General features: G+C 68.4%; 9 protein-coding genes. 1 reads left to right on the top strand and 8 read right to left on the bottom strand.

The window, feature by feature from the left end; all coding sequences use genetic code 11:
• On the bottom strand, positions 1–421 hold a 421-nt coding region (locus A5691_RS02115), incomplete at its 3' end, for an FkbM family methyltransferase (RefSeq protein WP_156669931.1).
• A gap of 118 nt (positions 422–539) precedes the next feature.
• Between A5691_RS02115 and A5691_RS02110 the strand changes: the two genes are divergently transcribed.
• Positions 540–1,316: a glycosyltransferase gene (locus A5691_RS02110; RefSeq protein ID WP_068019380.1), complete on the top strand. Its 777-nt coding sequence runs from the start codon at positions 540–542 to the stop codon at positions 1,314–1,316.
• Positions 1,317–1,345: 29 nt separating this feature from the next.
• On the opposite strand, the gene A5691_RS02105 is transcribed toward A5691_RS02110, so the two are convergent.
• From A5691_RS02105 to eccA, 7 genes are all read right to left on the bottom strand, one after another.
• Positions 1,346–2,983 (bottom strand): DUF4254 domain-containing protein, encoded by a 1,638-nt coding sequence (locus A5691_RS02105; RefSeq protein WP_067749608.1) that lies wholly within the window; start codon positions 2,981–2,983, stop codon positions 1,346–1,348.
• 130 nt (positions 2,984–3,113) lie between these two features.
• On the bottom strand, positions 3,114–4,169 hold the full coding sequence (locus A5691_RS02100) for a glycosyltransferase family 9 protein (protein WP_067749606.1): 1,056 nt from the start codon (positions 4,167–4,169) through the stop codon (positions 3,114–3,116).
• A 77-nt stretch (positions 4,170–4,246) separates the two neighbouring features.
• Positions 4,247–5,032, bottom strand: coding sequence for a sulfotransferase (locus A5691_RS02095; protein ID WP_068019377.1), 786 nt, complete (start codon positions 5,030–5,032; stop codon positions 4,247–4,249).
• A 58-nt stretch (positions 5,033–5,090) separates the two neighbouring features.
• The gene (locus A5691_RS02090; RefSeq protein WP_067749602.1) at positions 5,091–5,453 is read right to left on the bottom strand and encodes a YbaB/EbfC family nucleoid-associated protein; all 363 of its coding nucleotides are present in this window, start codon (positions 5,451–5,453) and stop codon (positions 5,091–5,093) included.
• 124 nt (positions 5,454–5,577) lie between these two features.
• Positions 5,578–6,981: a type VII secretion protein EccE gene (gene eccE, locus A5691_RS02085; RefSeq protein ID WP_068019383.1), complete on the bottom strand. Its 1,404-nt coding sequence runs from the start codon at positions 6,979–6,981 to the stop codon at positions 5,578–5,580.
• A gap of 5 nt (positions 6,982–6,986) precedes the next feature.
• The gene (mycP, locus tag A5691_RS02080; RefSeq protein ID WP_068019375.1) at positions 6,987–8,330 is read right to left on the bottom strand and encodes a type VII secretion-associated serine protease mycosin; all 1,344 of its coding nucleotides are present in this window, start codon (positions 8,328–8,330) and stop codon (positions 6,987–6,989) included.
• A 111-nt stretch (positions 8,331–8,441) separates the two neighbouring features.
• A partial coding sequence (gene eccA / locus A5691_RS02075; RefSeq protein WP_068266395.1) for a type VII secretion AAA-ATPase EccA occupies positions 8,442–9,801 on the bottom strand: 1,360 nt, incomplete at its 5' end.

The following is a 9,801-nucleotide window of genomic DNA, read 5'->3' as shown; positions in this document are numbered from 1 at the left end:
ATGCCACGTCGTCGGGCAGCAAGAGCTCGGGCGCCAGGGAATCGAGTCGACGGAGGGCCACCTCCTCGGTGCCGATGTAGTTCGCCGACGGCAACGCGTCGCGATGAGCTTTCAGCATCGGAAGCAGCGAACTGCTCTGCCCCGCGTTGCCCGCGACGTTCATCGGCACCGTGTCATCGCGATCACCCAGGGCGCACTGGCGGCAATCCCATGCCGGGTCCAGGGCGGCCGACCTTTCCAACACGGAGAATGGCGTCGAGAGCGGTTCGAGGGAAACAATGCGGCCCGCGTAGCCGGCTTCCCGAATGCCCTGGGCATATTGCCCCGAGTTGGCACCGACGTCGAGCACGACGGTGACCTGACGCATTTTGAGTTCGCCCACGAAATTTCGTCGCCAGTCCAATTCGGAGTGGTATCGCATTACCCCGGCATCGGGAGCGTTCGTGAACCAGAGCAGACTCACCGCGCAACACTAACAATTTTCAGAGCCGCTCAGGAACAATGCGACGGCGCCGGGCCGCGTTAAGCTACCCGCGATCATGCAACTCGACATCCATCTACAGACGCATTCCGACTCGAGCGTGCACGGCGCGCACCGCTACGTCGGCGCTCCCAAGAGTGAGATCATGTTGCGCTGTACGCAGTCGTTGGTGACGGCGATCAACCGGGCCGACGCCGACGTCATCCTGCGGGTCTTCGACGATCACTCGTCGCCGGATGTGGTCGCGACGCTGCACCGCATCCTCGAAAAGTGCGAACAACGGGTCGAATTCGTCCCTCTCGAAGAGCGCGGTTACAACGCCTCCTGCTTGACGTCGTTCTCTCGCGCTCGCGACGACGGCCGCGATGTCGTCTACCTGGTCGAGGACGACTACCTGCACACCGCGTCGGCCATCCAGGAGATGGTCGAGGCGCATGAGTTGTTCAGAGAGAAGTTCGGCGGACAAGAAGTCGCGCTGCATCCGTATGACGATCCCAAGAACTATTGGGGGATGATTTTCAGCCAAGAGAATTGGCGGGTGCTGTACGGCACCCGGAGGCACTGGCGCACGAACACGCACACCACCAATACGTGCTGGGTGGAAATCGAGACGCTGCGCAGGAACTGGGCGCTTTTCGAACGGCTTGCACGTTATTCGAGCACGCCCTACGGCCAGGCCAATCATATTTTCGAGGCGTCCACCATCAATAAGATCTGGCGGGAGCAGGTAGCGCTGTTCACGCCGATTCCCTCGCTAGCGCTGCACCTCCAGTACGAGGAACACAGGGACCCCTTCCTGAATTGGAAAGACTGGTGGGAAGCGGCGGCGTATTGACGATGGCGCGCACCGGAGGTGCACAGCCGTCACGCCTGCCGGGTCTCGTACAGGTCGCAGTAACCGCGATGCCCGGCGGCCTTGAACTGCCGGTACACCTTGAATCGGAGTTCGCCGGCGCGCAAGCCGGTCAGGAACCGCTCGAGGCCGCCGAAGAGGTCGTCGTACTGCTCTTCGAGGACCGAACGGCGAGAATCCGGATCCTCGGCCGGCGCGGTGTGCGAGATCCGCAGCGCGAGAACGGAAAGCCGGTCGACGATCGTTCCGGGCGTCTCCGTGTGCAGCGGCGCGGTCGGATTCGGTCCGAGGCTGCCCAGCAGGGTCGCGTCGATCTCTTCGATGGCCGCGTTGCGCCGCGCGTTGAGGTCGTCGATGCGACGCTTGATCCGGGCCACCTCGTGGTCGTCCACGCCGGGACGCCGAACCGCGTCTTCGTGATGCCACAGGCCGAAATTCATCGTGTGCAGGCGAAGCGCGGTCGTTGCGACGCTGCCGCCCTCGGGGGAGCCTTGGGGTTCCTCGCCGTGCCATGACACGGCGCTGTCGTGGAAGCGTCGCACGGCTGACAGGAGCTCACCCTCGGGCGTTTCGGGCGGTGCCACCGCAGGCCTGCCGTTGCGGGCTGGCGTCGAGGCACCGACGAGGCCTTCCATCGCCTCGAGCACCTCGTCCACCGTGATGTCCGCCATGCTGCCTCCGTAGACGTGCCGGTGGGGCGCGAATCTGAACCCCCAGACCGCGGGCCGCGTCGGGCTGAAGAGGCCCACACCGGGAACCCGGGCCAGGTCGGCGGCGTGCAACATGCAGGAGTCGACACCGACGAAAAGGTCTGCGCCGCTGACCATCCCCATCGCAACGTCGAGCGGCAACCCGAGGTGCGAAAAGACGCGGTCGCTCTCGCGACCGACATCGAGATCCTCGTCCCCCATTCCGACCACCCACGCCACGAAATCGCGATGACGCGCCAGGAACCGGTCCAGCAAGTCGACAAACCTGGTAACCGGCCATCGCTTCTTGGCCCAGGTGGTGTCGGCGTGCACGGCGAGCACCTTGACGCCCGGCGGCAGCGCGGCACGGATGGCTCGAACCTGCTCTTGGGCGGCGGGTGGGATGGGCACCGGCCGGGCATACGTCTCGATCCGGGCGGACGGATCGAACAGGCGCGCCAATTTGAACGTCAGGTCGGCCGAGTGCGGCACGTCCCTGGGGATCACGACGTCGTAGGTGTCTCCGGTTGGAAAACCGATGCTGGTCGTGGGCGCCAGTCGTTGCCGAAGGGGACGAACGAAAACGTTCGACGGGACATCCCACGGCACTGCGTTGATGAAGACGTCGACGGGGCCGATCTCCGCCGCCAGGGTGTCGTAATCGAGGCCGCGGTTCGACGGCGGCCCCAGCGCCGGGCCCACCGGGGGCGATCCCGTGATGTCCACCAGACGCGATTCGACCTCGCGGAAGCAGAGGTCGAAGGCGATTTTGGGGCAAAGCAAAGTGAGTGGGGCGTCGAACATCTCGCCCAGCGCCCGCAGCGTGGGCAGCGTCAGCACCGAATCCCCGATGAGCGTGGAGAAATAGACCGTGGGCCGTTCCGCCCGCAGCAGATCATTCAGCAGGCCGGGCTGGACTCGTACCGAGTGCCCGTCCTGGAGAACCGTGAATTCGCTCAACCTGACACCATCCTTGGCCCGAGCTTAAACCGCCCGGGAGCCGTGGGGCAGCGCCAATTTGAGCGGGCCTCGATCGCGGCGGCCCCACCGATGCCGGGGCGGAGCGCCGTTGAGGCGGACCTGCGTCGGGTTAAATCCGCTCGTCGGCAAGGTCGTTCATCGCGTCCAGCGCATCCCCGACCGTGACCTCGGCCATGGTCGGGGCGTCGACATGCCGGTGCGGGCCGAAGCGGAAGCCCCACGTGGCGGCCCGCGTCGGGCCGAAGAGGCCGACGCCGGGAACCCGCGCCAGATCGGCGGCATGCAGCATGGACGAATCGACCCCGAGGAAGAGGTCCGCGTTGGCGACCATGGCCATCGTCAGGTCCAGCGGTAGCCCGAGATGCGGGAAGACGCGGTCGCCCTCGCGGCCGACGTTGAGTTCCTCGTGTCCCATCCCGACGACCCAGACCACATAGTCACGGTGCAGCGCCAGGAACCGGTCCAGCAGATCGATGAACCTGGTGATGGGCCACCGTTTCTCGGCCCAGTCGGTGTCGGCGTGCACGACGAGCACCTTGGTTCCCGCGGGCACGGCGGCGCGCATCGATCGCGCGCTCTCCAGCACGGGCGCCGGAAACGGCAACGGACCCGCATAGGACTCGATGCGCAACGAGGGATCGAAAAGACGGGCCAGCTCGAACATCAGGTCCGCGGAGTGGCACGCCTCTCTGGCGATGACGAAGTCGTAGGCGTAGTCGGTCGGGAAACCGATGGTCGTCGTGGGGGCCAGCCGCTCCACCAATGGCCGAACGACGATGCCGGACAACGAGTTCCACGTCAACGTGTCGATAAACAGATCGACCGGCCCGATCTCCGAAGCCAGGGCGTCGTAATCGCGTGCTCCTCGCGATGACGGCGACGAGGGCCGTGGCCCGGTCAGCGGCAATCCCGTGGTGTCGACGTGGCGGTCGCTTACCTCCCGGAAGCACAGATCGAAGGCGACCTTGGGGCAAACGAGCGTCAGCGGGGCGGTGAACATTTCGCCCAGCGCCCGCAGCGTCGGCAGCGTCAGCAGGGCGTCCCCGATGTTGGAAACGAAACAAACCGCGGGATGCCGCGCCCGCAACAGATCGTTCGGCGAGCGACGCCCGACGGGTTCCGGGCCCCGCCCGACGGCGCTGACATCTTGCCCAAAGTCGACCATATTCCACAAAGAGCTTAGCCCCTCCCCGGCGGGCGGGATCGCACTTTCTGTCTGAGCCTCGCGGGTCTCAGACGCGTTCAGTCATAACCGAACTCCCGCGCGAGCGCGTCCACCTCAGACCAGACCGGGTCGTCGGGGTCGACCCGGTCCCTGGTGGATCGCGCCCGATGTAGCGGGGACATGTTGCCGGTCTTCCAGGGCAGGGGCGCGCCGGCCCGGAAGAATTGGTGCTCCCCGGCCGTCTCGGGCGCCGGATGGGCGAGCGTGGGGTCCGCGTCGGAAAACGTCAGGCCCCACCCGCCGAGCGCGGCGTCGAGCGTCGCCTTCGGCTGCGCCGTGAAGGCCTCGTAGCGCACGACGGCAAGGTCGGCCCCGCCGGCCCTCAGCGGCTCTAGGCAACCGTCCACCAGGGCCAGGGCTTCCGCCACGGTGTCCTTGATCCAGAAATCGGTGGGCGCCCGCAGCGGTGAATCTCGGTGCACCAGGCAGGAATTGACCACTTCACGCGGGTCCCGAAGGACGAAGACCACCACGGCGTCCGGAAAGCACCGCCTGAGCGCACCGAGTTGGGTCGCGTACCGCGGGTTCTTTTCGCCCCAGATGGTGTGGGGGCGGGCGAGCTCGGTCATCACGGCCGTGAGCGCGCCGGCGGGGTCGGATGATTCGGCGGCTCGAACCCGGTAGTCGTCGTAGACGCCACGCTCGAGGAGAAATGCCTGAAGCGTGCCGATCATCGAGTCGCCGTATCGACCGACCTGGATCAGATCGATCTCGTCGAAGATCTTGATGTCCTCGTGGTCATTGAGGAACTGGGTGACGATCGTTATCCCGGATCTGGGCGGACCGACGACGAAAAGCTGCACGCCCTGACCGTATCCCGCCCGGGCGGGAGCGGGCCCGCGTTCGTGGCCGCGGTTCGGTTCAGATCAAGCCGACGGTGTGCTGCAGCGAACCGGCGAGCTCGGTCAGCGAGGCGAACAGCTGCGCCTGCTGCGCCTGCAGAGCCGTCGAGGCGCCAACCTGCGCCTTCTCCAGCGCCTCGTTGATGCGTTGCTGCACCGTGTGGGCGCCGAGGCGCAGCAGGCCGGCCTCGATGTCCAGGCCGACAAGGCAACGCTGCCCGTTGATGGTCACTTCGACCGTCTCGGCTTCGTCTGTGGCGCTGAAGGATTGGGTGTGCGTCCGCCGCATCTGGGACTCGAGGGCCGAACTGAACTGTTGCAGCTGCTCGAGCGCCTGCGCGACCTGTGGGTGCGCGTCCGGGCTGATGGGAAGTGTGCTCATGGAACAAGGTCCTTAACCTCGGTCGAGTCTTGCCGCGTGGGCCGCCGCCCTCGGTCCACAACCGGGCTCGAGTCTAGGGCGCCGTCGCCGATCGCGCGCGTCGAAGGTGGCCGCCGAGCGGGGCTCAGGAAGCCGTCCTGCCGGCACCGGGCAAGGCCTGCTCGTAGCGGCCCTCCCCGGGCGGCGAGACGGGCAGGATCGGCAGCTGCCGATGCCGGGGGGTGCTGACCATGTTGTGGCGCAACGTGACCCGGTCGACCCCGGGGTGACGGCCGAGATAGCTCGTCGCGTTCGGCCACGCCACCTTCGCCTCCGGCCCGATGTGCGCGCCGACGAGCTCGGCGAACGGGCGGAAGTGCGGTCCCAGCGTGACGGTCCCGCCCGCGGCCGCCGCCCGCAGGACGAACTGGGTGAAGACCCTGGCGTCCCCCAGGTTGACGCTCGTGTCGACGTCGTCGAACGGCAGATAGACCGGGTAGTGGCTCGCCGTCTCGCCGACCAGCACCCCCGCCGATCCGATCGGCAGCTGATGGTGGCGGTCGGAGACGAGGATCTGTGCCTGCAGCGCGGCGCGCTGGCCGCCAGCCACCCTGGCGAATCCCCGCCGCTTCTTCGGCTTGTCCCGTGTCGTGAGCAGCACCGTGGACTCGGGTGCGACCCCGGGCGCGACCCGGACCCGGGTGGTGGTGTGGTCGGCGGGTGCCGACCACCACACGTCCGGGCCGCCGGGCACGGTGTACGCGGTGGTGAAGCTGTTGCGCCCCTTGATCGTCGACCACTTCTCCCGTTCGAAACCGATGTCTGTCGCGCGGTCGAAGTCGTCGAAGCTGCGCCCGCATACGGCGTCTACCCCGTGGCGGGAAAGTTCGTCGGCGATCCGCGTCGTCGAAGCGACGAGGTACCGGACCAGGCCGGCGACACCGGCGTCGCGCCGCCCGGCCGACTTCCGGGCGCGGCGGGGGTCGGCGCGCACGATGATCCACGTCCGGCGGTGGGCCGGTGCCGGGTCGGCCCCGATCGCCTGCTCGTACAGGTCGACCACGTCCGCCGCCGCGGTCCTGGCGACGCGGTGGCCCGCCGAGACGACGTCCGCCTCCAGGTCGGGACAGTGCACCGACAACAACTGCTCCAGTAACCGGGTGTCCACCACGTCGTCGGTATGCGCCTTGCCGTCGACGATGACGGTTGGGGTGAACGGGCGCGCGATCAGCTCGATGACCGCGACCAGAACCTTGCCTTTCCAGCGCACGGCGACGTGATCCCCCGGCTGGACGGTGGCCCCCACGACGGGTTCCGACGGCGCGAGCAGGGGCCGGCGCCGCCGCACGAGCCACGCGAAGAAGGCCGCGACCCAGCCGAGCAACCGCCGCCCCCGGAAAGTGATCAGCGCCAGCAGCACCGCCACCGCCACCAGGGCCGGACCCGCCCACACGTAGCGCGTCTTCAGGAACAGCAGGATGCAGGGCGGGGCCAGCACAGCCACCCACAGCGCGTACGTGGTGCTGAACTTCAGGCGCAGCGATTTCATCGTCGTCACCGCCGCCGCAGCGCTCGTCCGGCCAGGGCGGCGAGCCCCAGGGCCAGGGTCAGGCCGACGATGCCCAACGCCACGACGGTGATCGGCCCGTGGTCGGGTCCCGGCACCGGCACCGGGGGCTGGATCCGTTTCACCGACGGGGCGTTCGCGGGGCCAGCGGGGAGGTCCCACGTCAGGGCGGCGACGGCATCGACGATGCCCGCGCCCACCACGTCGTCGGCGCCGCCGCCCGGGTGCCGCGCCGTGGCCGTGATCCGGTTGATGATCTGGGCCGGGGGAAGGTCGGGAAACCGCTGCCGGAGCAGCGCCGCCACTCCGGAGACGTAGGCCGCGGCGAAGGAGGTCCCGGCGATCGGCACCGGACCGTCCTTGCCGGGCAACGCGTCCACCGGCTCACCGTTGTCACCGAGGGCGACGATGTCCTCCGCCGGCGCCGCGGCGCCCACCCAGGGCCCGTGCATGGAGAACGGGCTCGGCGCCCCGTTCTTGCCGACCCCCCCGATCGCCAGCACCAGCGGTGCGTACCACGCCGGCGTGACGATGGTCTGCACCTGTTCCCAGCCGCGGGGGTCGTTGGGCATGGACGGGTCGGGCGGCGGGTTCTGCGAGCAATCACCACCGGTGTTGCCTGCCGCGACGATGACGACGGCGCCCTTGACGTTCACGGCGTAGTTGAGCGCCGCGCCCAGCGTGGACTCGTCGACCGGTTTGTGCACCTTGAAGCAGGCCGCTTCGCTGATGTTGATGACGCCGGCGCCCAGGTTGGCCGCGTGCACCACCGCGCGGGCCAGGCTGCGGACGGAGCCGGCCGCCGGTGACGCGTTGGGGTCGTTCTGGTCGGCCTGGTTGTCCTTCGGCTCGAAGGCCTCCGACGTCTGGCGCACCGAGATCAGCCGCGCGTCGGGCGCGACGCCGACGAAGCCGTCGGTGAGCGAGGGCCGGCCGGCGATGAGGGACGCCGTGAGCGTCCCGTGGGCATCGCAATCGGAGAGGCCGTCGCCGCCGGGCACCACGAAGTCGCCCCCCGGTTCCGCCGGAACCCGCGGCGAGCCGTCCACACCGGTGTCGATCACGGCCACCGTCACGCCTGCACCGGTGGCGAACCTCTGCGCCGGGCCGACGCCCAGGTAGGCGTTGGCCCACGGTGGATCGTGAAAGTTGGTGCCCGGCAACGCCAATGGCGCCCGGCAGACGCGGCGCTGCTCCAGGGGCTGGTCGGGCCCCGTCGCATCCGGCGGCACCGCGCCCGGGTCTATCGAGGGTGGGGCGACCGCGGCCGCGGGTGGCGCGGTGAGCACTACGAACATGAGCGCCACCGTGATTCCGAAGATACGGTGCACCGCGGGACACTCCAATCGCTTCACCGCGGCGGCTGCACTCGTTGGCCGCGGGCCTGCGAGCATCCTAAGCTTCCGGGGCCAAGTCCAGGACGCTTTTTGCGGCGGCGCCGATTACCAGACGATGGCCGCCATGTCACGGTTGTCCGAACACACGCTTCGCACCGCGGCCTCGATGTCGGGGGCGGTGATGATCTGCAGATCCTCGACCGTCACCGGTTGGCCCGCACGCTTCTGCGCGACCACGCGGGTGTCGCGGAAACCCTCCGCGCGTTCGATCACGTTGCGGGCGAACCGGCCGTTCTGCATGGCGTCGATGCCGTGCCGCCCGCCGGGCGTCGTGTAGTTGCGAATGGTGGTGGCCGCGTCCAGGAAAGTCGCCCGCGCCTCGTCGTCGAGCATGCTGGCGCGCGGCGCGGCATAGCGCTGCCCGATCTCGACGATCTCGGCCGGGGAATAGGACTCGAACCGCAGCTTGCGGTTGAACCGGCCGGCCAAACCCGGGTTCACGGTGAGGAATTCGTCCACCTGGTCCTCGTAACCCGCACCGATGAAACAGAAGTCGAAGCGGTGCGCCTCCAGCGCGACCAGGAGCTGGTTGACGGCCTCCATGCCGATCATGTCCGGCGTGCCGTCCTGGTGGCGTTCGATCAGCGAATAGAACTCGTCCATGAAAATGATTCGGCCCAGCGACTTTTCGATCAGCTCGTTGGTCTTGGGCCCCGACTCACCGATGAAGTGCCCGCAGAAGTCCGAGCGACGCACCTCCCGGATCTCGGGGTGGCGCACGATGCCCATGCCTGCGTAGATCTTGCCCAGCGCCTCGGCGGTGGTGGTCTTACCGGTGCCGGGAGGCCCGACCAGCAGCATGTGGTTGGTCTGCCCCTCGACCGGCAGCCCGTGCTCGAGGCGCATCATGCGCACTTCGAGCTGGTCTTCGAGCGCGGACACGGCCTGCTTGACCGCAGCCAGCCCGACCTGCTTGGCCAGCAGCGCGCGGCCCTCGGCGAGCAGCTCGGCGCGCCGCTCGGCGGTTGCGTCGTCGTGGAGCTCGTCGCGGCTCTTGGCCGTCGACGCGTCCCACCGATCGGTGCGGCTGGCGATGGATTCCTCGTCGGTGACGACCAGGTGCAGGTTGGGGTCGGCCAATGCCTCCTTGGCGGGGTCGGTCAGGACGCCGTTGATGGTCGCCTTCGACAGCCAGACCTGGGCCTTGTCCTCCTCCCGCAGCTGGCGGTGCACCATCCCGCGCACATAGGCGAGGTCGGCGACCAGCAGCGGGATGTCGGCCGGCCCGATCGACGCGGTCAGCACATCCGCGTCGAACCGGCCCGACGCGTTGGTCTGTCCGATCACGTCGACGCGGTCGAGCCAGTCCAGCGCGACCCGGCCCTGCCCGAGATGCGCGGCGGCGTGGGCCGCCAGCGCGCAGATCGACGCCGTCACGGCGGACATGACGATGGCTTGCGGGGGC

Source organism: Mycobacterium sp. E183 (genome assembly GCF_001667735.1).
Classification (GTDB): domain Bacteria; phylum Actinomycetota; class Actinomycetes; order Mycobacteriales; family Mycobacteriaceae; genus Mycobacterium.
This window is presented reverse-complemented; position numbering and strand designations above follow the sequence as displayed.

Excerpts from the sequence above, each read along its gene's own strand:
- A5691_RS02110 (WP_068019380.1), top strand. The coding sequence starts at position 540 with ATGCAACTCGACATCCATCTACAGACGCATTCCGACTCGAGCGTGCAC.
- A5691_RS02100 (WP_067749606.1), bottom strand. The coding sequence starts at position 4,169 with ATGGTCGACTTTGGGCAAGATGTCAGCGCCGTCGGGCGGGGCCCGGAA.
- A5691_RS02090 (WP_067749602.1), bottom strand. The coding sequence starts at position 5,453 with ATGAGCACACTTCCCATCAGCCCGGACGCGCACCCACAGGTCGCGCAG.
- eccE (WP_068019383.1), bottom strand. The coding sequence starts at position 6,981 with ATGAAATCGCTGCGCCTGAAGTTCAGCACCACGTACGCGCTGTGGGTG.